At 66.7% G+C, this 25,575-nt stretch carries 24 protein-coding genes and 1 pseudogene; 9 read left to right on the top strand and 16 right to left on the bottom strand.

Annotated features, from left to right (window positions below):
• The first annotated feature begins 17 nt into the window (after nucleotides 1–17).
• Nucleotides 18–1,190, top strand: a complete 1,173-nt coding sequence (locus ACTJI6_RS10720) for a site-specific integrase (protein ID WP_440800523.1) — start codon at nucleotides 18–20, stop codon at nucleotides 1,188–1,190.
• On the opposite strand, the pseudogene ACTJI6_RS10715 reads toward ACTJI6_RS10720, so the two are convergent.
• Nucleotides 1,085–1,369: pseudogene (locus ACTJI6_RS10715) on the bottom strand (transposase); the annotation flags it as partial. The gene ACTJI6_RS10720 and the pseudogene ACTJI6_RS10715 sit on opposite strands and share 106 nt — an antisense overlap.
• A gap of 86 nt (nucleotides 1,370–1,455) precedes the next feature.
• Complete coding sequence (locus ACTJI6_RS10710) at nucleotides 1,456–2,553, bottom strand: zinc-binding dehydrogenase (RefSeq protein WP_440800521.1); 1,098 nt, start codon at nucleotides 2,551–2,553, stop codon at nucleotides 1,456–1,458.
• Between the two features lie 159 nt (nucleotides 2,554–2,712).
• On the opposite strand from ACTJI6_RS10710, the gene ACTJI6_RS10705 reads away from it, so the two are divergent.
• Nucleotides 2,713–3,747 (top strand): extracellular catalytic domain type 1 short-chain-length polyhydroxyalkanoate depolymerase, encoded by a 1,035-nt coding sequence (locus ACTJI6_RS10705; RefSeq protein WP_440800519.1) that lies wholly within the window; start codon nucleotides 2,713–2,715, stop codon nucleotides 3,745–3,747.
• Here ACTJI6_RS10705 and ACTJI6_RS10700 read toward each other — a convergent pair.
• Nucleotides 3,744–4,928 carry an NAD(P)/FAD-dependent oxidoreductase gene (locus ACTJI6_RS10700; RefSeq protein ID WP_440800517.1) on the bottom strand — a complete coding sequence of 395 codons (1,185 nt, stop codon included), beginning with the start codon at nucleotides 4,926–4,928 and terminating at the stop codon, nucleotides 3,744–3,746. The two genes, ACTJI6_RS10705 and ACTJI6_RS10700, sit on opposite strands and share 4 nt — an antisense overlap.
• A gap of 169 nt (nucleotides 4,929–5,097) precedes the next feature.
• Here ACTJI6_RS10700 and ACTJI6_RS10695 point away from each other — a divergent pair, with 169 nt between their 5' ends.
• From ACTJI6_RS10695 to ACTJI6_RS10680, 4 genes are all read left to right on the top strand, one after another.
• A complete protein-coding gene (locus tag ACTJI6_RS10695; RefSeq protein WP_440800515.1) occupies nucleotides 5,098–6,003 on the top strand; it encodes a 2-hydroxyacid dehydrogenase in 906 nt (301 codons plus the stop codon).
• Between the two features lie 124 nt (nucleotides 6,004–6,127).
• On the top strand, nucleotides 6,128–7,480 hold the full coding sequence (locus tag ACTJI6_RS10690; RefSeq protein ID WP_440800513.1) for an aminotransferase class III-fold pyridoxal phosphate-dependent enzyme: 1,353 nt from the start codon (nucleotides 6,128–6,130) through the stop codon (nucleotides 7,478–7,480).
• Nucleotides 7,481–7,491: 11 nt separating this feature from the next.
• Nucleotides 7,492–8,214 (top strand): haloacid dehalogenase type II, encoded by a 723-nt coding sequence (locus ACTJI6_RS10685; RefSeq protein WP_440800511.1) that lies wholly within the window; start codon nucleotides 7,492–7,494, stop codon nucleotides 8,212–8,214.
• 28 nt (nucleotides 8,215–8,242) lie between these two features.
• Nucleotides 8,243–8,737, top strand: a complete 495-nt coding sequence (locus ACTJI6_RS10680; protein ID WP_440800509.1) for an Lrp/AsnC family transcriptional regulator — start codon at nucleotides 8,243–8,245, stop codon at nucleotides 8,735–8,737.
• A 57-nt stretch (nucleotides 8,738–8,794) separates the two neighbouring features.
• Here the strand turns inward: ACTJI6_RS10680 and ACTJI6_RS10675 are convergent, their stop codons facing one another.
• From ACTJI6_RS10675 to ACTJI6_RS10665, 3 genes are all read right to left on the bottom strand, one after another.
• Nucleotides 8,795–10,099 carry an NAD(P)/FAD-dependent oxidoreductase gene (locus tag ACTJI6_RS10675; RefSeq protein ID WP_440800507.1) on the bottom strand — a complete coding sequence of 435 codons (1,305 nt, stop codon included), beginning with the start codon at nucleotides 10,097–10,099 and terminating at the stop codon, nucleotides 8,795–8,797.
• Between the two features lie 98 nt (nucleotides 10,100–10,197).
• On the bottom strand, nucleotides 10,198–10,551 hold the full coding sequence (locus ACTJI6_RS10670) for a cupin domain-containing protein (RefSeq protein WP_440800505.1): 354 nt from the start codon (nucleotides 10,549–10,551) through the stop codon (nucleotides 10,198–10,200).
• A gap of 12 nt (nucleotides 10,552–10,563) precedes the next feature.
• Complete coding sequence (locus ACTJI6_RS10665; RefSeq protein ID WP_440800503.1) at nucleotides 10,564–11,280, bottom strand: HAD-IA family hydrolase; 717 nt, start codon at nucleotides 11,278–11,280, stop codon at nucleotides 10,564–10,566.
• A 199-nt stretch (nucleotides 11,281–11,479) separates the two neighbouring features.
• Between ACTJI6_RS10665 and ACTJI6_RS10660 the strand changes: the two genes are divergently transcribed.
• Nucleotides 11,480–12,343 carry a LysR family transcriptional regulator gene (locus ACTJI6_RS10660; protein WP_440800501.1) on the top strand — a complete coding sequence of 288 codons (864 nt, stop codon included), beginning with the start codon at nucleotides 11,480–11,482 and terminating at the stop codon, nucleotides 12,341–12,343.
• Nucleotides 12,344–12,374: 31 nt separating this feature from the next.
• Here ACTJI6_RS10660 and ACTJI6_RS10655 read toward each other — a convergent pair whose 3' ends face one another.
• The 6 genes from ACTJI6_RS10655 to ACTJI6_RS10630 form a co-directional block, all read right to left on the bottom strand.
• Nucleotides 12,375–13,682, bottom strand: a complete 1,308-nt coding sequence (locus tag ACTJI6_RS10655; RefSeq protein WP_440800499.1) for an MFS transporter — start codon at nucleotides 13,680–13,682, stop codon at nucleotides 12,375–12,377.
• Nucleotides 13,683–14,162: 480 nt separating this feature from the next.
• Nucleotides 14,163–15,626: an NAD-dependent succinate-semialdehyde dehydrogenase gene (locus ACTJI6_RS10650; protein WP_440800497.1), complete on the bottom strand. Its 1,464-nt coding sequence runs from the start codon at nucleotides 15,624–15,626 to the stop codon at nucleotides 14,163–14,165.
• Nucleotides 15,623–16,675, bottom strand: coding sequence for a tartrate dehydrogenase (locus ACTJI6_RS10645; protein ID WP_440800495.1), 1,053 nt, complete (start codon nucleotides 16,673–16,675; stop codon nucleotides 15,623–15,625). The genes ACTJI6_RS10650 and ACTJI6_RS10645 overlap by 4 nt, the downstream gene beginning before the upstream one ends.
• Nucleotides 16,676–16,830: 155 nt before the next feature.
• Nucleotides 16,831–18,525 carry an adenine deaminase gene (gene ade / locus ACTJI6_RS10640; protein WP_440800493.1) on the bottom strand — a complete coding sequence of 565 codons (1,695 nt, stop codon included), beginning with the start codon at nucleotides 18,523–18,525 and terminating at the stop codon, nucleotides 16,831–16,833.
• Nucleotides 18,526–18,610: 85 nt separating this feature from the next.
• Nucleotides 18,611–19,480, bottom strand: coding sequence for a glycosyltransferase family 2 protein (locus tag ACTJI6_RS10635; RefSeq protein WP_440800491.1), 870 nt, complete (start codon nucleotides 19,478–19,480; stop codon nucleotides 18,611–18,613).
• On the bottom strand, nucleotides 19,477–20,097 hold the full coding sequence (locus ACTJI6_RS10630; RefSeq protein ID WP_440800489.1) for a hypothetical protein: 621 nt from the start codon (nucleotides 20,095–20,097) through the stop codon (nucleotides 19,477–19,479). Before ACTJI6_RS10630 ends, ACTJI6_RS10635 begins: the two co-directional genes overlap by 4 nt.
• A gap of 243 nt (nucleotides 20,098–20,340) precedes the next feature.
• Here ACTJI6_RS10630 and infC point away from each other — a divergent pair, with 243 nt between their 5' ends.
• Nucleotides 20,341–20,829: a translation initiation factor IF-3 gene (gene infC, locus ACTJI6_RS10625; RefSeq protein ID WP_241232776.1), complete on the top strand. Its 489-nt coding sequence runs from the start codon at nucleotides 20,341–20,343 to the stop codon at nucleotides 20,827–20,829.
• 54 nt (nucleotides 20,830–20,883) lie between these two features.
• On the opposite strand, the gene ACTJI6_RS10620 is transcribed toward infC, so the two are convergent.
• Both ACTJI6_RS10620 and ACTJI6_RS10615 read right to left on the bottom strand, forming a co-directional pair.
• Nucleotides 20,884–21,201 carry a TM2 domain-containing protein gene (locus ACTJI6_RS10620; protein WP_440800486.1) on the bottom strand — a complete coding sequence of 106 codons (318 nt, stop codon included), beginning with the start codon at nucleotides 21,199–21,201 and terminating at the stop codon, nucleotides 20,884–20,886.
• A 73-nt stretch (nucleotides 21,202–21,274) separates the two neighbouring features.
• Entirely contained in the window at nucleotides 21,275–22,531 is a 1,257-nt protein-coding gene (locus ACTJI6_RS10615) for a DVUA0089 family protein (RefSeq protein ID WP_440800484.1), read from the bottom strand.
• Nucleotides 22,532–22,709: 178 nt separating this feature from the next.
• On the opposite strand from ACTJI6_RS10615, the gene pheT reads away from it, so the two are divergent.
• Nucleotides 22,710–25,097: a phenylalanine--tRNA ligase subunit beta gene (pheT, locus tag ACTJI6_RS10610; RefSeq protein WP_440800482.1), complete on the top strand. Its 2,388-nt coding sequence runs from the start codon at nucleotides 22,710–22,712 to the stop codon at nucleotides 25,095–25,097.
• A gap of 69 nt (nucleotides 25,098–25,166) precedes the next feature.
• On the opposite strand, the gene ACTJI6_RS10605 is transcribed toward pheT, so the two are convergent.
• Together ACTJI6_RS10605 and ACTJI6_RS10600 are read right to left on the bottom strand one after the other, a co-directional pair.
• On the bottom strand, nucleotides 25,167–25,433 hold the full coding sequence (locus tag ACTJI6_RS10605; RefSeq protein ID WP_440800617.1) for a ribbon-helix-helix domain-containing protein: 267 nt from the start codon (nucleotides 25,431–25,433) through the stop codon (nucleotides 25,167–25,169).
• 10 nt (nucleotides 25,434–25,443) lie between these two features.
• Nucleotides 25,444–25,575 (bottom strand): DUF4169 family protein (locus ACTJI6_RS10600; RefSeq protein ID WP_440800615.1); only part of this gene is annotated, 132 nt, incomplete at its 5' end.

Below are 25,575 nucleotides of genomic sequence, written 5' to 3'. Positions count from 1 at the left end.
AGCTCTAGCACAGTTGTATGGTCCGGTTGCTGACGAGCTCCTATCGCGGCACGGGCTGCTTGCCGATGATGCCAGCCGTGAGCGTCTCCGGCTGCACGATACCGCCGTCAGAGCCACAGAGACGCTCTCCAGGCAGGCTCAAGGCGACTATGGGGCACCCCCATGAGGATCGTTTCCCAGCCCCTGTACGCCCCCTGACGAGTCCTGAGACGGGCCCTGACGATGCGACGGGCAAGACCCTGAAGTGCCTGTTCGGAGCTTGGGAGAAGCAGGCGAAGGCAGACGGTAAGCCCGCCGCGACGATCCGCGATTTCCGGCAGAAGGTGGACGACCTGATTGCCTTCCTCGGGCACGATAGCATCCGCGACATGCAGCCCGCCGACATCGTGCGGTGGACAGACCACCTCCGGGATGAGCGGAGGCTAAACGGCAAGACCATCGGTCAGAAGTATCTGGCAGCGGTGCGGCTAATGTTCAGCTTCGCCAAGAGTCGTGCAATGGGCCTAGGAGATCCTACCGAAGGGCTCAGGGTCAAGGCCCCCAAGCGGCAGACCACGCGGGACCGGGGGTTCACAGACGAGGAAGCCAAGCGCATCCTGTCTGCCGCCCGCGCGGGGGTGGGGTTGTCCGATAGAATGTCCGACCACATGCGCCGCGCTATCCGGTGGGTTCCTTGGGTCTGTACTCACACGGGGGCACGGGTGACGGAGATAACGCAGCTTCGCCGGTCGGATGTCCTGACGGTGGACGGCATCCCCTGTATCAGGATCACGCCCGAAGCAGGGTCAGTGAAAACGGGCAGTCATCGGATTGTCCCGCTGCATCCCCAAATGGTTCGTGAAGGGTTCGTAAGGATGGTTGACGCGATGCCAGACGGGCCCCTGTTCCATGCAAAAGGGGCCTCGGCAAAGACCACCAGCGGGAGGATAGGCGAGTGGGTCCGCGATCATGCCAAGGTGACGGACCCCGCCCTACAGCCCAGCCATGCATGGCGGCATCGCCTCAAGACCCTCAGCCGGGACTATGACATCGCGGGGGAATGGGCAGACCACCTCCAAGGACACAGCAACCCGAGGGCTGCGGAAGTCGCATCGATCATGATCGTCTTTTCGTCAGCCGCCTCGGCGGCTAGGCCGGTCATGATGCGGGTGAACACACCCATCCGGCTCCAGCGCTTCCATCGGTTGTAGAGGGTCTTAGGCGGGCCGTATTCGCGGGGTGCGTCACACCAGCGCAAGCCATGGCGATTGATGAAAATTATGCCGCTCAGAACGCGACGATCATCGACGCGGGGCTTGCCATGGCTTTTGGGAAAGAACGGCTCAAGCCACGCCATCTGCGCGTCACTCAGCCAGAAAAGATTGCTCATCAGTGGGGCCTCCTGTGCCCTCCTGAAGCACCGATCAAGGTCACAATCAATGGGTCCTGACCCTAGTCCGCCCCTGCGGCCAGCTGTCAGGGCGTCAGCAGGTACTTGGCCCCGGTCGATTTGCGGACATAAGCGGCGATCGTTTCAGGGTCCAGTATCTGGTCCAGCGTGATCCGCGCGGTATAGTGGCTGGCGAAGGTCGTCGTCATTTCGTCCACCACCCGCTGGCGCATCCGCCCGACCACCTCCGGATCCAGCCGTTGCAGGGCTTGGAACAGCAGCCAGCCGCCGATGGACCAGCGGAAGCCGAAGCCCCGGCGCAGGACCGTCGGGCCGGTGTCCAGCGAGCCGTAGATATAGCCCTGCTTCAGCACCGCCGAACCATAGAGGTTGTAGCCCGTCGCCTCGCGCACCGTCGCTGCCTCCATCGCGTTCAGGATGATGCTGGTCGTCTCGCCCCCGCCGATGGCGTCGAAGGACAGGGTGGCGCCGGTCTGGGCGATGGCATCGGTCAGATCGTCGCGGAAGCTGGCGGCGCTGCTGTCGACCACATGCTCGGCCCCTAGGCCACGCAGCAGGGCGACCTGTTCGGGACTGCGGACGATGTTCACCAGTCCGATCCCGTCGGCCTGGCAGATCCGCAGCAGCATCTGCCCCAGGTTCGACGCGGCGGGGGCGTGGACGATGGCGCCATGTCCCTCGGCACGCATCGTCTCGACAAAGCCAAGCGCGGTCAGCGGGTTGACGAACAGGGCCGCGCCGTCCTCGGGGGTTGCGCCGTCCGGAAGGACCAGGCAATCCGCCGCGCCGATCAGGCGCAGGCGGGCATACATCGCGCCGCCCAGCATCGCTACCCGCTTGCCCAGCAGGTGCTGCTGGTCCGGCCCCGCCGCGATCACGGTGCCCGCGCCTTCGTTCCCGGGGGCCAGCGACTGGCCGATCCGGGCGCGCATGGCGGGCATGGCGGCGTCGGGGATCCGCGCGGTCAGGGCCTGGCCGTCGCGCGACAGGGTGGTCATGTCGGCCGGGCCGAACATCAGCCCCAGATCCGAGGGGTTGATCGGCGCGGCCTCGACCCGGACCAGCACCTGGCCGGCGCCGGGTTCGGGCAGTTCGACAGGTTCCAGGTTCAGTCGCAGCGTGCCGTCGGGCTGAACGGTCGATCTCAGTTCCAGGCTTTCCATGGGGTCTCCGATCCGTTTCGGCCATCTTTCCGCAGTCCTGGGCCGGGTTCAACCGGGTGCCGTCACCCTGTCTTCATACCAGCGTGAATTGACCGCAGCCCCGACATGCGACACTGATCCCCTGTCCCGGCCGCAGTCCGGCGCGCGCAAGGGGTTCGGATGGCTGGCCTGTTCCAGATGCTTGTCAAGGCGACGCGGCCCGCCCGCAAGCGGCTGCGCCTTCCTGCGGTCCCCGCTTTGCCAGGAATGAAGGCCCCGGCGAGCAAGCGGATGGCGGCCGGTCTGGCCCGGCGCAAGACCCCGCAATCCCGCCCGCCGCGCCCGGCGCCGGGCAGCTTCATCGCCGACAGCTTCGCCTGCCCGGAGGGTCAGATCAGCTATCGCTTCTATACGCCCGCAGGCTCGGCAGGGCGGCGGATGCCGCTTGTCGTGATGCTGCACGGCTGTTCGCAGACGGCGGCGGATTTCGCGGCGGGCACCGGCATGAACCGGCTGGCGGACGAACTGGGTTTTCTGGTCCTGTATCCCCAGCAGTCGCCCAAGGCCAATATCGGGCGCTGCTGGAACTGGCACGATCCCCAGAACCAGGCGCGCGGCAAGGGTGAACCGGCGGTGATCGCGGCCCTGACCCGCCATGCTCTCCGGCTGGGGCGGGCCAATCCGTCGCGGGTCTATATCGCCGGGATTTCGGCGGGCGGGACCGCTGCCGCCATCATCGGCGCCGCCTATCCCGACCTGTTCGCCGCGGTCGGCGTCCATTCCGGGGTGCCGATGGGCAATATCCGGTCGCTGCGCTCGGCCGTGTCGGCGATGCGCGGCAAGCGGGGGCCGGGAAGCACGGCCAGGCTGCCGCCGCAACTGCCGACCATCGTCTTTCACGGCGACAGCGATCGCGTCGTCCATCCCAGCAATGCCGGAGGCTTTCTTGCCAATCTGGAACGGTCGCGCCCCGGTCCGTTGACCTGCCGCATCGCCTCGGGCCGGACGGAACGGGGCAGGGAGTTCACGCAGCGGAGTTATCAGAACCGCTTAGGCCGGACGCTGCTTGAGAACTGGACCGTGCATGGCAGCGGCCATGGCTGGTCGGGCGGCCGGGCGGCGGGATCGCATACCGACCCCGCCGGTCCCGACGCCTCGCGAGAGATGCTGCGGTTCTTCCTGGCCCGGCGGCGCGGCGGGCAGGGGCCTTGCTAGTCGGCCCCATAGATCGCTTCGGCCGACCCGACCTGCACATCTTCGTTGGCCAGCACGCAACTGCGGCCCGGAGAGATCGCGTCCTCGGTGATGCCAAGCGCGGCGATGTCGGCGGGGATTCCCTGGCCCACCGCCAGCGAAGCCGCCAGCCGGGCCGAGGCCGCGCTGGCCATCACGCCGTTGCCGCCCTGGCCGGCCAGCCAGATGAAGCCCGCGTCCTGCGGGTCGGCACCGATCACCGGCTCGTGGTCGGGCGCGAAGGTCCGCAAGCCGCCCCATTTGTGGGACAGCCGCGCCACCTTCATCGTGGTGAAGGTCTCGATCCGGTCGATGGCGATGGCGACCTCCATCTCGTCGGCCTGGGCGTCGCAGGGGGCCGACGCCGCCATGTCCACGGGCGAGACCATGACCTTGCCCGCCTCGGGCTTGAAATAGAAGGTCTCGGCCACGTCGAAGGTCATCGGCCAGTGATGCAGGTTGCTGCCCGAGGGTGCGTCGAAGGTGACGGCGGTGCGGCGGAAGGGCACCACGTTGCGATAGCCCAGGCCCGCCATCTCGGCCACCTGCTGCACCCATCCACCGGCGGCGTTGACAAGGGTGCCGGCGTGGAATTCGCCCGCCGTGGTGTCGACCCGCCAGCCGTTCGCGGCGCGGTGGATCGCCGTCACGCGCGCGTCCGTCACCACCGCGCCGCCCGCCGCGCGGATGCGGCGCTGATAACCCATCATCAGTTCGTTCGTGTCCACGTCCTTGCAGTCGGGCTCATACATGGCGGTGGCGTATTTGTCGGCCCGCAGCACCTCGCAATAGCGCAGCGCATCGGCGGCGGGCATGAGTTCGACCCTGGCGCCGCGTGCGATCAGGTCGTCATACTGCGCCTGAAGCTGTCCGGTCTCGTGCGCCTGGGCCAGGAACAGCGCGCCCCGGTCGGTGACCAGCGGCAGATCGGTAAAGCCGTCCGGCGGGTTTTCCAGAAAGCCGCGCGTGGCGGTGACAAGGCGGCTCCAAAGCCGGGGGCCGTAGTTCTCGGACATCACAGCGGCCGACCGCCCGGTCGAGTGATAGCCGGTCGCACTTTCCTGTTCCAGCACCGCGACGCTGCCATGGGGCAGCAGTTCGTAAGCTACCGAGATCCCGGCGATCCCGCCGCCGATGACGATGAAATCCGCAGTCCGTGCCATGCCGCTTCTCCTGTTTCGTGTGGCATCGGTTCTAATCCAGCGGGACCGGATTTTTGTAGCGAACATGACGGCCCGCGCGACGCATGGTGTCGCGGCGGCCAGGCAGGTCGACGGAATCTGTCGCGCCACCTGGGCTAGAGTGTCGCCGACACAGCCGCAGGAGACGCGCATGAAAGCCTGGTTCATCGACTGCACCCCGGAACTGGCCCGGTTGTTCGATTCGGGCGCGGCGCCGGTGCCGCCGGGCGTGCGCATTCATCGCGGCGATCCCGACGACGGGGCGATCCTGGCCATGGCCCGCGATGCCGAGGTGCTGATGGTCGAACATACGGTGATCCCCGACGCGGTGCTGACCCAGGCGCCGACCCTGCGCGCCATCGTCTTCATGGGCACGGGCGCGGGCACCTATGTCAACGCCGCCCTGGCGCGGGCGCGGGGCGTGCCGGTGCTGACGACGCCCGGCTATGGTTCGGTGGCGGTTGCGGAACATGCCTTCGCGCTGATGATGGCCGGGGCGCGGCAGGTGGCGCGGATGGACCGCGACATCCGCGCGGGCGTCTGGCAGCCGCGCGGCGGTATGCAGCTTGCTGGCCGCAAGGTCGCTGTGCTGGGCATGGGGGGCATCGGGCAGGCCTTCGCGGAACGCTGCGCCGCTTTCGGGATGCGGGTGGCGGGCTGGAATCGCAGTCCGCTGGACCACCCGCTGTTCTGCGCCGACCTGGACCAGGCACTGCACGGCGCCGAGGTGGTGTCGCTGCACCTGGCCCTGACCGAGGCGACGCGCGGCTTTCTGGACTCCGCCCGGCTGGCACTGCCCGCGCCGGGCTTTCTGCTGGTCAACACCGCCCGGTCGCAGCTGATCGATCCCGCCGCGCTGATCGCCGCCCTGGACAGCGGGCAGGCGGGCCACCTGGCGACGGACGTGTTCGACGCCGAACCCCTGTCGCCCGACGACCCGCTGCCCGGTCGCCAGGACGTGACCTTGACCGCCCATGCCGCCTACATGACCCGCGACGCCTATCTGGAATTGTGGAGACGCACCTGCGCCCAGTTCGAGGCCGTGCGGGAATCATGACATTTCCTGCTGCATGGCAGGCGAATTTGTCATGCGATGCCGAACAGGCGCTGGAATAGGGAAAAAATGATACCGTTTTCATGGCTTATTGCGGGTGAAAGCGGCAGGTAGAAAGGGAACTCCGATGCTGGCCAATTCGCTTGAAGCCCTGGACAAGGCTCATCTGATCCATCCCGTCGTCTCGCTGCGCGAGCATGAACGGCGCGGCGTGACGATCCTTCAGTCGGGGCAGGGCTGTTTTCTGACCGACAGCGCCGGCAACCGCCTGCTGGACGGCTTTGCCGGGCTGTGGTGCGTGAACGCGGGCTATGGCCATAAAAGCATCGTTGATGCGGCGGCAGAACAGATGATGCGGCTGCCCTATGCGACGGGCTATTTCCATTTCGGCAGCGAACCGGCAATCCGCCTGGCCGCCGAACTGGCCGAGCTGGCGCCGGAAGGGGTCGATCATGTGTTCTTCACGCTGGGCGGGTCGGATGCGGTGGATTCGGTGATCCGGCTGGTGCGTTACTATTGGAACGCGCGCGGCCAGACTGCGAAGAAGAACTTCATCGCGCTGCAATCGGGCTATCATGGTTCGTCGTCCACCGGGTCGGGGCTGACGGCGCTGCCGCTGTTCCACGAAGGCTTCGACGTGCCGGGCGCGCGCCAGCACCATATCCCGTCGCCCAACCCCTATCGCCACCCGGCCGGGCCGGACGGCGATGCGGTCAGCGCCGCGGTGGTGCAATCCTTCCGCGACAAGGTGGCGGAACTGGGCGCGGAAAACGTGGCCGCCTTCATCATGGAGCCGATCCAAGGGTCCGGCGGCGTCATCGTGCCGCCCGCCGGTTTCGCCAAGGCGATGCAGGAAGCCTGCCGGGAACTGGACATCCTGTTCATCGTCGATGAGGTCATCACCGGCTTCGGCCGCACCGGCCCGATCTTCGCCTGCGAACACGAAGGGCTGACGCCGGATTTCATCACCATCGCCAAGGGCCTGACCTCGGGCTATGCGCCGATGGGCGCGGTGCTGATGGCGGATCGGGTCTATCAGGTGATCGCCGACGGCGCGCCCGAAGGCGTGGCGTTGGGCCATGGGCTGACCTATTCCGGCCATCCCGTCAGTGCCGCCGTGGGACTTGAGGTGCTGAAGCTCTATCGCGGCGGGATGATCGACAACGCCCACAGCGTCGGCGCCTATTTCACCCGACGCCTGGCCGAGTTCCGCGACCGCCCGCTGGTGGGCGAGGTGCGCGGCAAGGGCCTGCTGGCGGCGATTGAGCTGGTCAGCGACAAGGCGACCAAGGCGAAATTCCCCGCCGAGGCCCGCATCGGCCCCCGCCTGGCCGAGATCGGCTATCGCAACGGCATCATCTTCCGCGCCTTCAACGACGGAACGCTGGGCTTCGCGCCGCCGATCTGCATCACCGAAGACGAAGTCGATCTGCTGATCGACCGCGTCGACGCCACCCTGACCGAAATTTCCAACGCATAAAGGACAATCCGATGAAACTGACCGACTTCAAGGCGCTGACCTTCGACGTTTACGGCACGCTGATCGACTGGGAAAGCGGCATGATCGAGGGGCTGAAGGGCCTGACCGCACGCGTCGGCCGCGACCTGTCGCGCGACGAAATCCTGGAGGCGCACGCCCGCCACGAATCCAGCCAGCAGAAATACACCCCCGCCAAGAAATACAGCGAGCTGCTGCAAATCGTCTATAAACGCCTGGCCGAGGAATGGGGCGTGCCCTTCACGCGCGAAGAATGCGTCGAATACGGCGAATCGGTCAAGAAATGGCCCGCCTTCCCCGACAGCGAAGGCGCGCTGCAATATCTGAAGAAGCACTATAAGCTGATCGTCCTGACCAATACCGACAACGACAGCTTCAAGGGCTCGAACGAAAAGCTGGGCGTGCATTTCGACGGCGCCTATACCGCCGAGGATGTCGGCAGCTACAAGCCGTTCGACCGGAACTTTGACTATATGCTGGAAAAGATCACCTCGCTGGGGCTTCAGAAGTCCGACATCCTGCATACCGCCGAAAGCATGTTCCACGACCACGGCCCGGCCAACAAGTTCGGCCTGGCGAACTGCTGGATCTATCGCCGCCACGACCAGAAGGGTTTCGGCGCGACGATGAATCCGGGCGAGATGCCGACCTACGACTTCCGGTTCAACTCGATGGCCGATCTGGTAAAAGCCCATCAGGAAGAACTGCGCGCCTGATCCGGCGTCTGCGCAAGAAGGAACAGGCATGGCGGAAAATCCACGGCTCGACCGAATCGATGTCAACATCCTTGCGCAGCTTCAGGCCGACAGCGGCATGACCAATGTCAGGCTGGCGGAAGCCGTCGGCCTGTCTCCGTCGCCTTGCCTGCAACGGGTGAAGCGGCTGGAAAAGGCCGGTTTCATCGAAAGCTATCGCGCGCAGATCAATATCCGCAAGCTGGCCGAAAGCGTCATGGTCTTTACCGAAGTGACGCTGGCCGACCACCGCCGCGAGGATTTCCAGAAATTCGAACGCGAGATCCGCAAGATCGAAAACCTCCAGGAAATGCACCTGATTTCCGGGGGCTATGATTATCTGCTGAAATTCACGGTGCGCAACATGCTGCATTACCAGGAGATCATCCTGGACGTGCTGGAGAAGAATATCGGCGTGGCGAAATATTTCAGCTATATCGTGATCCAGACGCTGCTGGACCGGGGCTATGTTCCGCTCAAGTCATTGATCCGGGAAAATCGCTGATCCTGTGGCGGCGGACGAATAAGGGCGGCATCGCAGCCGCCCTTTTTCCATGCCGGATCATTTTCCGATGGCATCCAGGAACTGATACCAGCCCGCCACCATGCGCACGGCGGGTTCGCGGACCCCGTACATCGGCACCTGCTTCAGCGGGGTCGCGGTAATCAGACCCAGGTCCGGCTTTTCCCCGGCAACCACCGCCGCGACATATTTCCCGATGGCCGAGGACATGGCGACCCCCGTGCCGTTATAGCCCATGGCATAGACGGTCTTGTCGTCCAGCCGGCCCAGATGCGGGATGCTGTCCAGCGTCAGCGCCACCAGCCCCGACCAGCGATGCGTGATCTGCTTGCCCTCAAGCTGCGGGAACTGCCGGAACCTCGCGCGGCGCAGCGCCTCGAAGGCGGATTCCGAATCCTCCTTGCCAAAGGCGCCGCGGCCGCCATACATCAGCCGGTTGTCGACCTTGCGGAACCAGCGCATCATGCGGCGCGTCTCGGCATAGCTGCGGCCTTCGGTGAACAGGCTGTCGGCCACCGACTGCTCCAGCGGCTCGCTGACGATCATGGCCGACCGGAACGGCACGATGGCCTTGCGCACGCCCCCGGTCGCTGGGGTCAGTTCGTTATAGCCGTCCGTCCCGATGACCATCTGCCGGGCGCTGACGGTGCCGTTCGGGGTTTCCAGCACCACGCGGCCGCCCGACTGATGCGTCTTGAGCACCGGCGAGTTCTGATAGATCGAAACCCCGTCCCGCATCACCCCGTTCGCCATGCCGAAGACCAGGTTCAGCGGGTGCAGCGTGCCCCCGAACGAGGTCAGCATGCCGCCCACGAAATCGCGCGAGCTGGTTTCGGCATGGACCTCCTCGGCACTGACCAGCCGGTTGGTGGTGTCGCCCAGGTTGACGCGCATCCACTCGATCTCTTTTTCGATCTTGCGCATGTAGCTGTGCGTGTGGGCGCACAAAAGCCAGCCGCCCTGGCGGTAATCGGCGGCCTCGATGCCGTAATCCTCGACCAGTTCGTTCAGATGCTCGACCGTCTCGCGGCCCAGGGCGTGCATCCGGCGCGCGGCTTCCAGCCCGTGAATGCGGGCGATCTCGGGATAGGTGATGCGGTATTTGGCGGAAACCACACCGCCGTTGCGGCCGCTGCATCCCCAGCCGATGGCATTGGCTTCCAGGATGGCGCAGGACAGCCCGCGTTTCGCCAGGTAGCGGGCGGTGGAGAGGCCCGTGAAGCCGCCGCCGATGATGGCGACGTCGTACTGCCTGGACCCGCGCAGTTCGGGCGCCTGGGGCCGGTTGACGGCCGTGGCCTGCCAGAACGAGCGGACATCGGCAATCGGCAGGGATTGGGACATGATCTGTCTTTCGTTTCCAGGGTTGAAATGACCGGCGCGGGCAAAGGGCAGATGCCCCTGCCCGCGCGGCTGGACTTGTCCGGGTCGGACCCAAGGCCCTAGGACACGATGACCCACAGCTTGCGCACCGTCTCGATGGTGCGCCAGGTGCCGACGAAGCCGGGGCGCATGATGAAGGTGTCGCCCGCCGTCAGGCGCCGCGTCTCGCCGCCGTCTTCGGTCAGTTCGACCACGCCCGACAGGACGTGGCAGAACTCCCAGGTCTCGCCCTTGATCGAGCGGGTGGCGCCGGGGCTCGCTTCCCAGACGCCGCTGCGGATGCGGCCGCCGTCGACCACGTCCTGTTCCCAGGTCTTGTAGCGGGGATCGCCCTCGACCAGCCGGTCGGGCGCGGCTTGCGGCAGTTCGGGCGTGCCGAGGTTTTCCAGGTCGAACACGATCATCTGCGACATGGCGAGGGCCCCTTACTTGCCGGCTTCGACGGCTTCGACTAGCTCGGCGATCGAGGCGAAGTGATAGTCCGGCACCGCCGCGTCAGCGACCGCGGGCGAGCCGCCATAGCCTTCCAGGCCCTTGCGCCGCTCGATCCAGGCGACCTGGATGCCCAGCTTCTTCGCCACGCGGATGTCGTGGAACTGGCTTTGCGCGACGTGCAGATAGTCCTTCAGGCGGAAGCCCAGGTGGCTGTTGCGGCCGCGGACATAGGAGAACACCTGCGGATCGGGCTTGCAGACCTCGACATCCTCGGCCGTCACCTTGTCGTCGAAGGGGTGATCCAGCGTGGCCGAGAACTGCTCATAGGCCCAGTTGTCGGCATTGGTCAGCGCGACCAGGCGGAAGCGCTTGCGCAGCGCCTTCATGCCCTCGACCGCATCCGGGAAGGCCGGCCAGTCGGTCATCGAGCGGCGCAGACCGTCCAGGTGGTCGTCGTCTATCGGCAGGCCGTATTTGGTGGCGATGGTCCGATAGACCTCGGGCAGCATCCAGGTGAAGGGGATGCCGGGGGTCAGGTGGTGCTGTTCGTCCTCGGCATCAGCGAATTCGGTCAGGATCTTGGCGTCCTCGATCTCGGCGCCGGCCTTGTCGAAGACGGGCCGGAAGAAGTTGATGACGCCTGCTTCGAAGTCGACAAGCGTGCCGACGACGTCGAAGGTCAGGATTTTGCGGTCGGTCAGGGCCATGGTGTCTCTCCCCCCTTAGGGCAAGTGGATGGGATCCGTTTACCCCAGAATTGCCGCTCTCCGAACTGACATGATTTCATCAGGCGCATGACAATTTGGCATGGTGGGATACGGTGCGGTCAGGTTATATCCGGCCATCCCGACATGACGAAGTTGCCGATTAACCCGGCGGCCACGCATTCCTGTCATAGGAGTCCGAATGATGCGGTTGGACATCGAATCCCTGCGCGCCTTCAAGGCGGTGCTGGATCATGGCGGCGTGACCCGCGCGGCCATGGCGCTGAACCTGACGCAATCGGCCGTCAGCCACAAGATCACCCGGCTGGAAAGCCGGGTCGGGCGGCCGATCCTGATGAAGGGCGAACACGGGATGGTGCCGACCTCGGACGGGCAGGGGCTGCTGCATTACGCCGAACGCCTGATTTCGTTGCATGACGAGGCGGCGCAGCATTTCCGGTCCTCGGATCTGGCGGGGCAGATCCGGCTGGGCGCGACCGAGGATGCGACCAGCGCCGAACTGGCCAAGGTGCTGGGCCGGTTCGGCCGCGTGCATCCCAACGTCTCGCTGTATGCGCGGGTGGCGCAAAGCCTGATGCTGAATTTCTGGTTGACCACCGGCGAGATCGACATGGCGATCCTGCAAACCTTCACCAAGGACATGGAGCCGGACGACATCGAACTGTGGCGCGAGGATCTGATCTGGGTCCGCAGCATCGACCATCCCCCGCAGCTGGGCGACAGCATCCCCTTCGTGTCCTTCGACAGCAATTCGTTCTACAAGCTGGCGGCCATGCAGGCGCTGACGGCCACCGGACGGAGCCTGCGGGTGGTGCTGGAATGTCCGGGCAAGGAAGGCATCCGCGCGGGCATCAAGAGCGGCTTCGGGATCGGCCTGCTGGGCCGCAGCAACCTTGAGGAAGGATTGACCGAACTGCATTCGGACCTGCCCGCCATGCCCTCGGTCTCGCATGTGCTGCGCAGCCGGGCGGCGCTGCCGTCGCGGCTGGAACGGAATTTCGCCGATGCCATCCTTCTGGAAATGAAGGACGACATCCCGAAATGAATGGGCCGCACCTGGGTGGCGCGGCCGGTTCCTATCTCAGTTGCGCGCGCTTGGTTTCGGGCGCCCAGACCAGCGACACGACCAGTCCCACCAGCGGGAAGGCGGCCATGATCAGCAACGTGGCCGAGACCCCGTATTCCTGCATCGCCACCGGCAGCAGATAGGTCGCGGCGGCGGCGGAAATACGAGAGAATGCGGCGGCGAAGCCGACCCCGGTGGACCGGATGCGGGTTTCGAAGATCTCGGACGGATAGACGAACTGCATGTTGTTGGCGGCGGGCGCGATGAACATGTAGCCCGCGAACAGCGACACCACCAGCCAGGTCGGCGCATCGGGCAGCAATCCCAGGCCCAGCAGCAGGACGAACATGATCGCGAAGGTCGAGATCACGAAGCTTCTGCGCGTCAGCCAGTGCAGCAGCCACAGCCCGAAGACCGCGCCCAGGATCTGCAAGCCGTTCAGCAGGATGTCGACCGTCAGGCCGCTTTCGATGCCCAGGGATTTGAAGACCGGCAGCGCAAAGGTGAAGATGGCGAAGAACGGGCCGATCTGGCAGAACCAGAAGAGACCGGCGTAAAGATGCGCCCGCCAGTTCGGGTGCCGGAACAGCTCGACCGGCGAGGGGTGGGTTTCCTCAAGCGCGATGGTCGGGATGGTGTAGCCGGTTCCGAAATGCCTGCGGACGATGTCCTCGGCCTCTTGCTCGCGGCCGCGCGCCTTGAGCCACATGGGGCTTTCGGGCAGGCCCAGCCGCAGCAGGAACGTGATCGCCGCCGGGATCGCGCTGCTGGCCAGCAGCAGCCGCCAGTTGTCGCCCTCGTAGGCCATCCCCACGAAGAAGGCGACGCTGAAGCCAATTTGCCAGGCCAGCGCGAAACTGCCCAGCAGCACCCCCCGGCCGCGACGGCGAGAGAATTCGGCCAGCACGGCGGTGCCCACCGCGTATTCCACGCCGATGGCCAGTCCCAGTGCCAGCCGCAGCACCACAAGCTGCCACATGTCCTGCACCAGATATTGCAGCAGGGACAGCACCACGAAAGCCGCCAGGTTCCAGGCGAAGACCGGGCTGCGGCCATAGCGGTCGGCCAGGTTGCCGAAGATCAGCCCGCCGATGAACACGCCGATCAGGGCGCTTGCGGCGATCAGGCCCTGGTTCAGGCTGGAAAGCTGCATTTCGGTGCTGGCCAGCGCCAGCGACGGCCCGATGATGCCCAGGACATATCCGTCCAGGGCGGCGCCCCCCAGGATCGCCGCCGTGGCGACGATATGGATGCGTTTGAGGGGAGCCAGATCCAGCCCCGACGGATCGGAGTTTCCGGCAGTCTCAGTCAGTATCATGTATCTCCTCCCAGAGATGTCTTGGCCGGGCGGCAAGGCCCGCGATGACCGTGATGGCTACGCAGATCGAGGGTGCGTGTTGCTGCGCGGGCGACGGGATCCAGGCCGTTTGCGACAGGCAGCACGCCGGTCCGGCGGAGGCGGCGCCCGGTATGGTGCCAAGAATCCCTAACATTTTCAGGAGGATTTGGGCGAATGACAAATGGTCATCGAAACCATCGGCATTTTCGATCTGCGACCCGTGCATCGCGCGCGAGGCGATCTTGCGGTCCGGTCTTCAAGGGAAAAGGCGCCCCGTCAGGCGCCCTTGCTCAATCGCTCTGAAGGCGCTTGAAATGCCGGGTCTCGACGATCCCGCCGTTGCGGAGAGAGTGCAGGCGCATGACGATGGCCGTGCTGGTCCGGATCTCGGTCATGGAACGACCCGGCTTTGGTCCGGCCCCGCAACCCGGCAGGTGGCAGGGCAGGATGCAGGATGGCTTACAGCCCGCCGAAATGAAACGCCTTGGTTTCCAGGTATTCCTCGATCCCCTCCTGCGCGCCCTCGCGGCCCAAGCCCGAGGCCTTGACGCCGCCGAAGGGCGCCTCGGCATGGCTGACCGCGCCGGTGTTCAGGCCGACCAGCCCGGCCTCCAGCGCCTCGCCGAAGCGGAAGGCGCGGGCCATGTCGCGGGTGAAGAAATAGGCGGCCAGGCCGAAGGGCGTGCCATTGGCGATGGCCAGCGCCTCGTCCTCGGTCTCGAAGCGGAAGATCGGCGCGACCGGGCCGAAGGTCTCCTCCGAGGCCAGCCGCATTTCGGTCGTGGCGCCCACCAGCACGGTCGGGTCGGCGAACTGCTGCCCCAGGTCGCGTGTCGCGGTGGCGCGGGTTGCGCCCTTGGACAGCGCGTCGTCGATATGGGCGCCGATCTTGTCGATGGCGGCGGGGTTGATCATCGGGCCGATCTGGACCCCCGGTTCGGTGCCGGGGCCGACCTTCAGCGCATCGACGCGGGCGGCCAGCGCCGCGACGAAGGCGTCGTGGATGCCCGATTGCACCAGGATGCGGTTCGCGCAGACGCAGGTCTGCCCGCCATTGCGGAACTTGCTGACCATCGCGCCTTCGACCGCGGCATCCAGATCGGCGTCGTCGAAGACGATGAAGGGCGCGTTGCCGCCCAGTTCCAGCGACATCTTCTTCAGCGTCGGCGCGCATTGTTCCGCCAGCAGGGCGCCCACGCGGGTCGATCCGGTGAAGGACAGCTTGCGCACGACGGGGCTTGCGGTCAGCGCGCTGCCGATCGCCTCGGGCCGGCCGGTCAGGATGTTCAGGACGCCCGCCGGGATGCCGGCGCGTTCCGCCAGCACGCCAAGCGCCAGCGCCGAATAGGGGGTGAAGTCCGAGGGCTTGATGACCATCGTGCAGCCGGCGGCCAGCCCCGGCGCGACCTTGCGGGTGATCATCGCATTGGGAAAGTTCCACGGCGTGACGATGGCGCAGACGCCGACCGGTTCCTTCATCGCAAAGATCTTCTTGCCCGGCACGGGCGAGGGGATGATCTTGCCGTTGATCCGCCGCGCTTCCTCGGCGAACCAGCGCACGAAGCTGGCGCCATACAGGATCTCTCCCCGCGCCTCGGCCAAGGGCTTGCCCTGTTCGCGGGTCAGGATCAGCGCCAGGTCGTCGGCATGGTCCAGGATCAGCTGGTGCCAGGCCATCAGCAGGTCGGAGCGGTCGGCATGGGTGCGCGCCTTCCATGCTTTCATGGCGGTTTCGGCGGCGGCGATGGCGGCCTCGGTCTCGGCCGCCGTGCAGTCGGGCATCCGGCCCAGCACGTCGCCGGTCGCAGGGTCGATCACGTCCATGTCGGCCCGCGCCAGCCAGGCGCCGTCGATCAGCGCGGCTTCGCGGAACAGGCCGGGATCCTTCAGGGCGCTGCGGATGTCGTTCGGAGTGGTGGTCATGCGTTCTCCTCCAGCGCGGCGATCACGGCGGCGGTGATTTCCTGGGTTCCGTGCAGGCCGGGGCGGATGCCGATGCCGCGCGCGGTCGCCGATTCGATGGCAGCCAGCACAGCGGCGGCGGCTTCGGTTTCGCCCAGGTGTTCCAGCATCTGCGCCCCCGACCAGATCGCGGCGATGGGGTTGGCGATGTTCTTGCCCGCGATATCGGGGGCCGAGCCATGCACGGGTTCGAACATCGACGGCACGCGGCGGTCGGGATTGATGTTGGCCGAGGCCGCGAAGCCCAGGCCGCCCTGGATCGCCGCGCCCAGGTCGGTCAGGATGTCGCCGAACAGGTTCGACGCCACCACCACGTCCAGATCCTGCGGCGTCATCACCATCTTGGCGGCCATCGCGTCGATATGCATGGGACTGACCGTCACGTCCGGGTATTCGGCGGCCAGTTCGCGCGTCACCTCGTCCCAGAACACCATCGAGTATTTCTGCGCGTTCGATTTCGTGACCGAGGTCAGGTGCTTCCTGCGCGCCCTTGCCTGTTCGAAGCCGAAGCGCAGGATCCGTTCGACCCCCTTGCGGGTGAAGATCGAGGTTTCCACCGCGACCTCGTTGTCGCGGCCCTGGTGGACGCGGCCCCCTGCGCCGGAATATTCGCCCTCGGTGTTCTCGCGGATGCAGAGGATGTCGAAGCCCTGCGCACGCAGCGGGCCTTCGACGCCGGGCAGCAGGCGGTGCGGGCGGATATTGGCGTATTGGTCGAAGGCCTTGCGGATCGGCAGCAGCAATCCGTGCAGCGACACCGAATCCGGCACCGTGGCCGGCCAGCCGACCGCGCCCAGAAAGATCGCGTCGAAGGACCGCAACTGGTCGATGCCGTCTTCGGGCATCATCCGGCCGGTCGCCAGATAGGTTTCGCAGGACCAGTCGAAGCGCGTCTTGTCCAGGCTCAGGCCGAAACGCGCGGCGGCGGCGTCCAGCACCTGCATCGCCGCATCGGTAACATCGACCCCGATGCCGTCGCCCGGAATCAGCGCAAGCGTGTATGTGGTCATGAAGACTCCTGCATGGTCGTGATTGCGTGTTTTGGGGAAAGTCATGCCACCGAACGCCTGGCGTTAGGTTTCGAAGATGACCCGCCTCCGGCAGTTTTCGCCACGCAGGGGCGGGCCGACGGAATTTTATGTCGCAGTCGGCCGCGCCCGTGCCGTCATCCGGGCAGAATCTCGAACCGCGTCACGTCGATCATCCCCCGGTCGGTGATCTTCAGCGCCGGGATGACCGGCAGGGCCAGGAAGGCCAGTTGCAGGAAGGGTTCCTCCAGCGTGACCCCCAGCGACTTGGCCGCGTCGCGCAGCAGGATCAGCCGGTCGCGGACCGTCTCGAACGGATCGAGGCTCATCAGCCCCGCGACGGGCAGGGGCAGTTCGGCCAGGATGTCGCCCCCGCTCGCGACGACGAAGCCGCCCTCGATTTGCGACAGGCGGTTCGCGGCCAGCGCCATGTCGTCGTAATCGGCGCCGACGACGGCGATGTTGTGATGATCGTGGCACACGGTCGAGGCGATGGCCCCGCGCCGGATCCCGAAGCCCTGGACAAAGCCCGTGGCGATGTTGCCGTTCCAGCCGTGTCGTTCGATCACGGCGATGCGGGCCAGATCGCGGGCCGGATCCGGGCGCTTGTCGCCGTCCCGAGGCGCGATGTCGTGGGTCAGATGGGCGGTGATGATCTTGCCCTCGATTATACCGATCACCGGGGTTTCGCTGCGGTTTCCGGCGCAGCGGAAATCCTGCGGTCCGACATGCGGCGCCTTGACCGAGGCGCGGGCCACCGGCCGGGACGGCGGCCGCGCGGCAAAGGCCGCGTCATCGACGACCCGCCCGCCGCACAGCACCGCCTGCGCCCGGCAGCTTTCCAGACTGTCCAGGGCCACGATGTCGGCGCGCAGCCCCGGCGCGATCAGCCCGCGATCCTTCAGCCCGAAAGCCTCGGCCGCCGACAGCGAGGCCGCGCGATAGACCGCCAGCACCGGGCTGCCGCGCCGGATCAGTTCCCGGATCATGTGGTCCAGGTGCCCGTGTTCCGCGATGTCCAGCGGGTTCCGGTCGTCGGTGCAAAGGCACATATAGGGCGCGGTCACATCGGTCAGCACCGGCTGCAGCGCCGCCAGATCCTTGCTGACAGATCCCTCGCGGATCAGGACGCGCATTCCGTTGCGCAGCTTTTCCAGCGCCTCGGCGGCGGTCGTCGCCTCGTGTTCCGTGCGGATGCCCGCCGCGACATAGGCCGACAGGTCGCGCCCGGTCAGTTGCGGGCAATGGCCGTCGACATGGCCGCCCGCGAACAGCCGCAGCTTGGCCATGGCGGCGGGATCGCGGTGGATGACGCCGGGATAGTTCATGAACTCGGCCAGCCCGATAGACGATGGGTGACCCATCACCCTTTGCAGATCCGCCGCCTCGATCCGCGCGCCCGAGGTCTCCATCTCGGTCGAGGGCACGCAGGACGACAGTTGCACGCGCAGGTCCATCAGCAGGCATTCGCTGGCCCTCTGGAACCAGCGGATGCCGTCCAGGCCGATGACATTCGCGATCTCGTGCGGATCGCAGATGGCGGTGGTGATGCCGCGCGGCGTCACGCAGCGGTCGAATTCATACGGCGTGACCAGGCTGCTTTCGACATGCAGATGCGTGTCGATGAAGCCCGGCACCAGGGTCAGGCCGGTCACGTCGATCACCTGCCGCGCCTCGTAGTCGCCGATCCCCGCGATCCGGTCGCCGCAGATCGCCACGTCCCCCGCCATCAACGCGCCGGTGATCAGGTCGAAGACCCGCCCGCCCCGCAGCAGCAGATCGGCGGGTTCGTCGCCCCGCGCCTGGGCAATGCGGCGTTCCAGATCGTCCATATGCGCACCCTCCGTTCGCGTCAGAAGACCCGACGCAGGGGGCGGCGTCCAGAGGGGATGAGGAAGGGCGCGGAGTTGTAATCGCCTAGAACCACTGCCCCGGTTCCATCAGCCCCAGATCCATCAGTTGCCGGGCGCGCCACTGGAAGGGCTCGGAATTTCGCCACCTGAAGCTGTCCACCGCGTCTCGGGATCCCGGATTGGTCGCCAGGGCCTTGGCGGCGCGGAAAGAGGCGATGGCGGCGGTCAGGTTGTGATGCCAGGGGCAGGCATAGGTGTTGTATTCGGGGACGTTGAAGCGGTGATCGGCCTCGATGCGCAGGCCGGGGGCCGCACGGAACAGGGCGATGCGGTCGATGCGGCGGCGGGCGGGGGGTACATGCTCCTCGAACCGCCAGCGCAGGCCGCCGTGGAAATCCAGTTGCCGGTCCAGCGGTTGCCCGTCCGATCCCTTGCGGCCAAGCGCGAAATAGCCCGCCCGGTCGAACATCGCCTCGGTCAGGTTGACCGCGTTCGGATCGCGGGCCAGATCGGGCGCATAGAGGTCGATCACATAGGTCAGCATCGCGTCGCGCCGTTCTTCGGCGTGGAAGGCCAGAAGCTCGGACACGGTGCGGGTTTCGGAAAAGGGAAAGAACAGAAATTCCGCGTTGTAGCAGTAGTAAAGCCAGGTTCCGGCGGGAACGGCCCGGATCACCGCATCCACCGCGCCCTGATGGGCCAGGGCGTCACGGGTGTTCCAGTGCAGGTTGGTCACGCGCGCCCCTGCGTCAGGCGGCACGGGAACCGGACCCGGCGACAGCGCAAGGATGTGGCGAAAGCCGAGGGCCAGGTGATGGCGCAACGTTTCTTCGACCGCCGCGTCGTCCTCGATCAGGATGAGGGCGATGGGGCCGCGCGCAAGAACCGGGGGGCGCGCCTTCAGGAACGCCGCCAGCGGCGGATGCGCCGTCACGGCATCACGGCCTTGACCTGGTCGAGGGCCTGGCGCAGCAGGTCGGGATTGCTTCCGGCGGTTTCGACCAGGCGCTTCAGCGTGGCCTTCTGCGTCTCGCCGATGGCGGCGGCGTCGATCAGGCGGGCCACCTCGGCCGCGTCGAATCCCTCGGGCGTCAACAGCGTCTGGATGCGCGCGGCGGTGACGGCGGCCGTTGCAGCCTGGTCCGTCGCCGCTGCGGCATCATGGGCGGCCTTGGCCGCGTCCTCGGCGGCTTGGGCAACGGGGGCGGCCGCGCCGCTGGCGGCGGTGGCTGCGGCATCTGCCGCGCGGTCGGCCGCGTCCAGGGCCGCTTCGGCGGCGGCCTCGGCTTCGGCCGCGGCGTCGCTGACGGGGGCGACGCCCGCATCCTCGGACGCTTGGACCGCCTCGGCCGCGACATCGGCGGCGATCGCTGCGGCATCGGCTGCCGCGTCGGCGGCGGCCTCGGTCGCCTGGGTGGCAGCGGGGGCCGCGCCGGCCGCAGGCGCTTGCGTAACGGCAGGAGGAGCGGTTTCGGTGCGTCCGTCCTGCCAGAGCCACCATCCCCCCAGGCCAAGAGCCAGAATCACGATCAGGGCCAGAAGAATGCGCATGGCGGGGCTGTTCCTTGCAGGGGTTCGCCAAATCCTATGCCACAGGGGCATGGCGCGGAAAAGCCGCCGGGCGCGTCAAGCAGGCTCCAAATCCACCATGCGAGCGATTCCCGACATCAAATCCGGTTGAATCATCCCGCTTTGACGCTTATTTTCCGTCCATTCCACATTGGCTATCCAAGGAGCATCGCCATAGCCCGCCGACCGCATAACGCACCGCCCACCCGTGATACCGGACCCCGCGTGAACGAACGCATCCGCGTATCCGAAATTCGCCTGATCGGCGCCGACGGAGAGAATGTCGGCGTGGTTCCGCCCTCGGTCGGGTTGCAGATGGCGCAGGACGCCGGGCTGGATCTGGTCGAAATCTCGCCCAACGCGACGCCGCCCGTCTGCAAGGTCATGGACCTGGGCAAGTTCAAGTATGAACAGCAGAAGCGCGAGGCCGAGGCCCGCAAGAAGCAGAAGATCATCGAGATCAAGGAAATCAAGTTCCGTCCGGGAACCGATACCCACGATTACGATGTGAAGATGCGGTCGGTCATGAAATTCCTAGGCGAAGGCGACAAGGTCAAGGTGACGCTGCGCTTCCGCGGCCGCGAAATGGCCCACCAGGATCTGGGGCTGGAACTGCTGAACCGCGTCCGCGACGACGTGGGCGAGGCGGGCAAGATCGAATCCATGCCCAAGCTGGAAGGCCGGCAGATGGTGATGATGATCGCCCCGAAATAGGGCGATCCGCCGTCGAAAAGGGGCCGCGCCGCGATTGCCGGCGCGGCCTTCCTGTCAGAACCGTCCCGCCATCAGCCGCTGGCGGATCACCGCCTGGTCGTCGCGGATCATGCCGGGGATCAGGAACAGGTCGATCACGGCCCAGACCCAGACGAAGGCCAAGGGAATCCAGCCGATCAGGATGGGCGCGGTCAGCGCACCGATTCCCGACAGGGCCAGCATGATGATCCCGCTGGCCCACCGGCCCAGATACATCCGGTGAACGCCAAGTCCCCACAGCAGGATCGCCAGCAGATAGGCGACCAGTTGCGATCTCGATTCGTTGGCAACGCGCTGTTCGATCAAAAGCTGTTGCTGAACAGTTTCCGGCAAGGGCCTCTCCATGGATGGGGGCGACAGCCGCCCCTTTGCCCATAGATAGGAACCCCTGCGTCGGCTGCAAGGATTACTCGGCCCGCAGGAAGCGGTCGAAGGTCAGGCCGATGGGGCGGATCGGCCCGGTGCTTCCATCGTTGCGGCCCACGTCGACGACCCCCAGGTGATAGCGGCCCGGTTCCAGCAGGACCGGCCCCAGCCGGGCGTCGGTGCTGCCGCCCGCGTCGTCGTTTTCGGCCATCACCCCGCCCGACGCGGCGAACAGGACCAGCTTCGGGTCGGCCCCGCCCAGCCCGCCATACGCGCCGACGATCACCACCGTCGGCTGGTCCAGATCGAAGCCCAGCCATTGCGTCGCGCCGTCATGCAGCACCACCGTCTGCCTGGTCTGGGACAGATCCAACGCCTGGACCGGATAGCTGCCGTCGGCGGGCGGGCTCAGCTCTCCCTTGCGATAGGCGTTGCGCAGGAAGGCCTCCACGTCCAGCTTTTCGGCGCTGACCGTCAGTGCGCCGGGCTGCGCGCTCAGCGCCGCGACAGCCACGCAATAATCCCCGGCTGCCAGGGGTGCCGCGAAATCCAGCCGGGAATTCAGCCCGTCGGCATCGTCGTTTTCCGCCAGCAGCCCGCCTTGACCGTCATAGAGGCGCAGCACGGGGTCCAGTTCCGGGCTGGACGCGCGCAAGGTCACGGGCGCGGGCTGCGCCAGTGTAAAGCGGTAATAGCCGGTCTGCGTCCCGTCCAGCGTCGCCGTGACCGCGCCCTGGTCCAGCCGCTGATCCAGCGTGCCGCCGGGCGCCAGGGCCTCGGCGGGGGTGTCGGCGGTGCAGGCGGCAATCCGGTCGATCCCGGCGTCCCCCGGCCCCTCGGTCAGCAGCGGGGCCTGTTCCGGCCGGGAAACCTGGACGGTCGCCGCCATCGCATCGTTGCTGACCGACCGCAGCGCGACGCAATAGACGCCAGGCCCGACCGTGGTTTCCAGGGCCGAATTCAGCGACACGGGCGTGTCGTCGTTCTCGGCGATCAGGTCGCCATCCTCGGTCAGCAGCGAGATCGCGGGATCGCCATCCTCGGCGCTTGCCTCGACCCGCAGCGCCTGGCTGTCGGCGCCGACGCGAAAGGCGAACAGGGCCTGACCGCCCGAGACCTGGGCCGGGGTGGACAGGGGATCGGGGCTGGTGGCGATGTCCTGACCCTCTCCGCCCAGCCATTGCGGATCGCCGCCGCAGATCCGGGGGCTGTCCGGGGCCTGCTGCGCGGCGGCGGGCAGGCCCAGACCGATGGCGGCGGCCAGGCCGAGGAGGATGGGGCAGGGGCGGTGCGGCATGAGGGACTCGGTCGGCAAGGGAACTGTTTGGGGCGGACTGTGGCATTCGCCGAAAGCCTGGACAATCGGGTTCTGCGATAAATTCGGCGGATGCGGGCGGCTTGACGCTTGACCATCCTGCCCCGGAACGGTTCAACGCTGGCAAACGCCCGTGCGGGCGAAACCGGAAAGCTGCGTCATGAAGTTCACTCTCTCCTGGCTCAAAGAGCATCTCGACACCACCGCGACCCTCGATGAGATCACCGAGGCGCTGACCGACCTGGGCCTGGAGGTCGAGGAAGTCCGCGATCCGGCGGCGAAGCTGCGGACCTTCACCCTGGCCCGCGTGCTGCACGCCCAGCAGCATCCCGACGCAGACCGGCTGCGCGTCTGCCGCGTGCTGACGGACGAGGGCGAGAAGCAGATCGTCTGCGGCGCGCCCAACGCCCGCGAGGGGATCACGGTCGTTCTGGCCAAGCCCGGCGACTACGTGCCTGGCATCGACGTGACCCTGGGCGTGGGCAAGATCCGCGGCGTCGAAAGCCAGGGCATGATGGCCTCGGAGCGGGAGCTGGAACTGTCGGACGAACATGACGGCATCATCGAACTGCCCTCGGGTCAGGTCGGCCAGCGTTTCGTGGACTGGCTGGCCGAAAACGCGCCCGAGAAGGTGGATCCGATGATCCACATCAAGATCACGCCCAACCGCCCCGACGCGCTTGGCGTCCACGGCATCGCCCGCGATCTGGCGGCGCGCGGCCTGGGGGTGCTGAAGCCGGTGGCCGATACGGCGGTGCCGGGCCGTTTCGCCAGCCCCATCGTCGTGACCATTGATCCGGCGATCGCCGAAAAGGCGCCCTATTTCACGGGCCGCGTGATCCGGGGCGTCAGGAACGGCCCATCGCCCGACTGGCTGCAACAGCGCCTGAAGGCCATCGGGCTGCGACCCATCAACACGCTGGTCGATATCACCAACCTGTTCACCTATGACATGAACAGGCCCTTACATGTCTTTGACATGGCAAAGGTTTCCGGCAACCTGCATGTTCGCCCCGCAGCGGCGGGCGAGGAAATCCTGGCGCTCGACGGCAAGACCTATGCGCTGCCCGAAGGCGCGATGGTGATCGCCGACGACAATGGCCCCGAAAGCATTGCGGGCATCATGGGCGGCGAGGTCTCGGGCTGTTCCGACGACACGACGGACGTGTTCCTGGAAAGCGCCTATTGGGATCCCATCGCGATTGCCGCCACGGGGCGGGCGATGAAGATCAACAGCGACGCCCGCTACCGCTTCGAACGCGGCGTGGACCCGGCCTTCACCCGGCCGGGGCTGGAACTTGCGACGCAGATGATCCTGGATCTCTGCGGCGGCGAGCCGTCCGAGGTGGTCGAGGCCGGGGCCGTTCCAGACACTGCCCGCGCCTATCGGCTGGACACCGCCCGCACCGCCAGCCTGGTCGGCCTGGACATCCCGGCGGATGTGCAGCGCGCCACCCTGACCGCGCTCGGCTTCCGCATGGAAGGCGACCTGGCTCATGTGCCAAGCTGGCGTCCCGACGTGCTGGGCGAGGCCGATCTGGTCGAGGAAATCGCCCGCATTGCCAGCCTGACCAAGCTGCAAGGCCAGCCCCTGCCGCGCCCGCGTCCTGGTGTGCCGAAGCCGGTGCTGACTCCCTTGCAGGTCCGCGAGAAATCCGCACGGCGGCAGGCGGCGGCGCTTGGCTATAACGAATGCGTCACCTACAGCTTCATCGACAAGGCCTCGGCTGACCTGTTCGGCGGCGGTGCCGATGCCGTGCGCGTCGAGAACCCGATCAGCAGCGAGATGACGCATCTGCGCCCCGACCTGCTGCCTGGCCTTCTGGCTGCCGCCGCCCGCAATCAGGCGCGTGGCTTCGCCGATCTGGCGCTGTTCGAGCTTGGGCCGGTCTTCGCGGGTGGCGAACCGGGCGAGCAGGCCACCCAGATCGCGGGGTTGATGGTCGGCCATACCGCGCCGCGCGACCCCTTCGGAAGCCGCCGCAAGGTGGACCTCTATGACGCCAAGGCCGATGCCGAAGCCGTGCTGGCGGCCATCGGCGCCCCCGCCAAGGTGCAGGTGAACCGCAAGCTGGATCCATGGTGGCATCCGGGCCGAGCGGGCAATATCGCGCTTGGCCCCAACGTGCTGGCGACCTTCGGCGAAATCCACCCCCGGATCCTGCGGGCCTTCGACGTGAAGGGCACGGCTGTGGCCTTCACCGTCCGCATCGCCAGCGTGCCTTTCCCCAAGGCCCGCACGGCGACGCGCCCCGCGCTGAACATTTCGGAATTGCAGGCGGTGGAACGCGACTTCGCCTTCGTCGTCGACCCGCAGGTCGAGGCGCTGACCCTGGTCAATGCCGCCGCCGGGGCCGACAAGGCGTTGATCGACAGCGTGACGGTCTTCGACCAGTTCACCGGGCTGGAGGGCGGCCGCAAGTCCATCGCCATCACCGCCCGCCTGCAACCGCGCGACAAGACCCTGACGGATGCGGACATCGAGGCCGTCAGCCAGAAGATCATCGACAAGGTGCAGAAGGCGACCGGCGGCACGCTGCGCGCCTGATCTCCTGCCTTGGACCTTGAATATCCTCGGGGCTTCCGAACGCCCGGAAAAAGGTCCAGTGGACCTTTTTCAGTGAGGAAGGGGCCGGCAGGCCCGAGCGGGTGGCGAAGCGCCCCCGGCTGTCGCGGGACGCAATTCCGCCATCACGAACAGCCGCAGCGCCGTCGCCAGCCCGACCTCGGGCGGGCGGGCATGGTCGATCTGCCCGATAAGTTGCGCCCGCGTAAGTCCCCGCGCGCGGGCGGCCTCGGCCATGCCACGCCAGAAGGCATCCTCCAGCGATACCGAGGTGCGGTGCCCGTCGATCGTCACCGACCGTTTCACGGGCGGGGTCATCGGCGGCAGATCAATCGGCATCCGGACCATCGTCGCGGCGATGCGCGTCAAGCCTGCGCTCGGCGCGCTCTGCCTCGGCCTGCCGGATTTCGCGCGCGGGCTTGGCCTCGCCGAACTTCGCGGCACTCGCGTCGCCCGCCGC

This window comes from Paracoccus sp. 22332 (assembly GCF_052045125.1).
Lineage (GTDB): Bacteria > Pseudomonadota > Alphaproteobacteria > Rhodobacterales > Rhodobacteraceae > Paracoccus > Paracoccus haematequi_A.
The sequence above is the reverse complement of the archived record's forward strand: the minus strand, read 5'-3'. Positions and strand labels throughout refer to the sequence as shown.

Coding starts and splice junctions, on each gene's coding strand:
- ACTJI6_RS10605 (WP_440800617.1), bottom strand. CDS start 25,433: ATGACCCCGCCCGTGAAACGGTCGGTGACGATCGACGGGCACCGCACC.
- ACTJI6_RS10670 (WP_440800505.1), bottom strand. CDS start 10,551: ATGTCGCAGATGATCGTGTTCGACCTGGAAAACCTCGGCACGCCCGAA.
- pheT (WP_440800482.1), top strand. CDS start 22,710: ATGAAGTTCACTCTCTCCTGGCTCAAAGAGCATCTCGACACCACCGCG.
- ACTJI6_RS10665 (WP_440800503.1), bottom strand. CDS start 11,280: ATGGCCCTGACCGACCGCAAAATCCTGACCTTCGACGTCGTCGGCACG.
- ACTJI6_RS10695 (WP_440800515.1), top strand. CDS start 5,098: ATGAAAGCCTGGTTCATCGACTGCACCCCGGAACTGGCCCGGTTGTTC.
- ACTJI6_RS10675 (WP_440800507.1), bottom strand. CDS start 10,099: ATGTCCCAATCCCTGCCGATTGCCGATGTCCGCTCGTTCTGGCAGGCC.
- ACTJI6_RS10660 (WP_440800501.1), top strand. CDS start 11,480: ATGATGCGGTTGGACATCGAATCCCTGCGCGCCTTCAAGGCGGTGCTG.
- ACTJI6_RS10700 (WP_440800517.1), bottom strand. CDS start 4,928: ATGGCACGGACTGCGGATTTCATCGTCATCGGCGGCGGGATCGCCGGG.
- ade (WP_440800493.1), bottom strand. CDS start 18,525: ATGGACGATCTGGAACGCCGCATTGCCCAGGCGCGGGGCGACGAACCC.
- ACTJI6_RS10685 (WP_440800511.1), top strand. CDS start 7,492: ATGAAACTGACCGACTTCAAGGCGCTGACCTTCGACGTTTACGGCACG.
- ACTJI6_RS10720 (WP_440800523.1), top strand. CDS start 18: ATGGTCCGGTTGCTGACGAGCTCCTATCGCGGCACGGGCTGCTTGCCG.
- ACTJI6_RS10645 (WP_440800495.1), bottom strand. CDS start 16,675: ATGACCACATACACGCTTGCGCTGATTCCGGGCGACGGCATCGGGGTC.
- ACTJI6_RS10680 (WP_440800509.1), top strand. CDS start 8,243: ATGGCGGAAAATCCACGGCTCGACCGAATCGATGTCAACATCCTTGCG.
- ACTJI6_RS10705 (WP_440800519.1), top strand. CDS start 2,713: ATGGCTGGCCTGTTCCAGATGCTTGTCAAGGCGACGCGGCCCGCCCGC.
- ACTJI6_RS10655 (WP_440800499.1), bottom strand. CDS start 13,682: ATGATACTGACTGAGACTGCCGGAAACTCCGATCCGTCGGGGCTGGAT.
- ACTJI6_RS10710 (WP_440800521.1), bottom strand. CDS start 2,553: ATGGAAAGCCTGGAACTGAGATCGACCGTTCAGCCCGACGGCACGCTG.
- ACTJI6_RS10630 (WP_440800489.1), bottom strand. CDS start 20,097: ATGCGCATTCTTCTGGCCCTGATCGTGATTCTGGCTCTTGGCCTGGGG.
- ACTJI6_RS10615 (WP_440800484.1), bottom strand. CDS start 22,531: ATGCCGCACCGCCCCTGCCCCATCCTCCTCGGCCTGGCCGCCGCCATC.
- ACTJI6_RS10650 (WP_440800497.1), bottom strand. CDS start 15,626: ATGACCACCACTCCGAACGACATCCGCAGCGCCCTGAAGGATCCCGGC.
- ACTJI6_RS10690 (WP_440800513.1), top strand. CDS start 6,128: ATGCTGGCCAATTCGCTTGAAGCCCTGGACAAGGCTCATCTGATCCAT.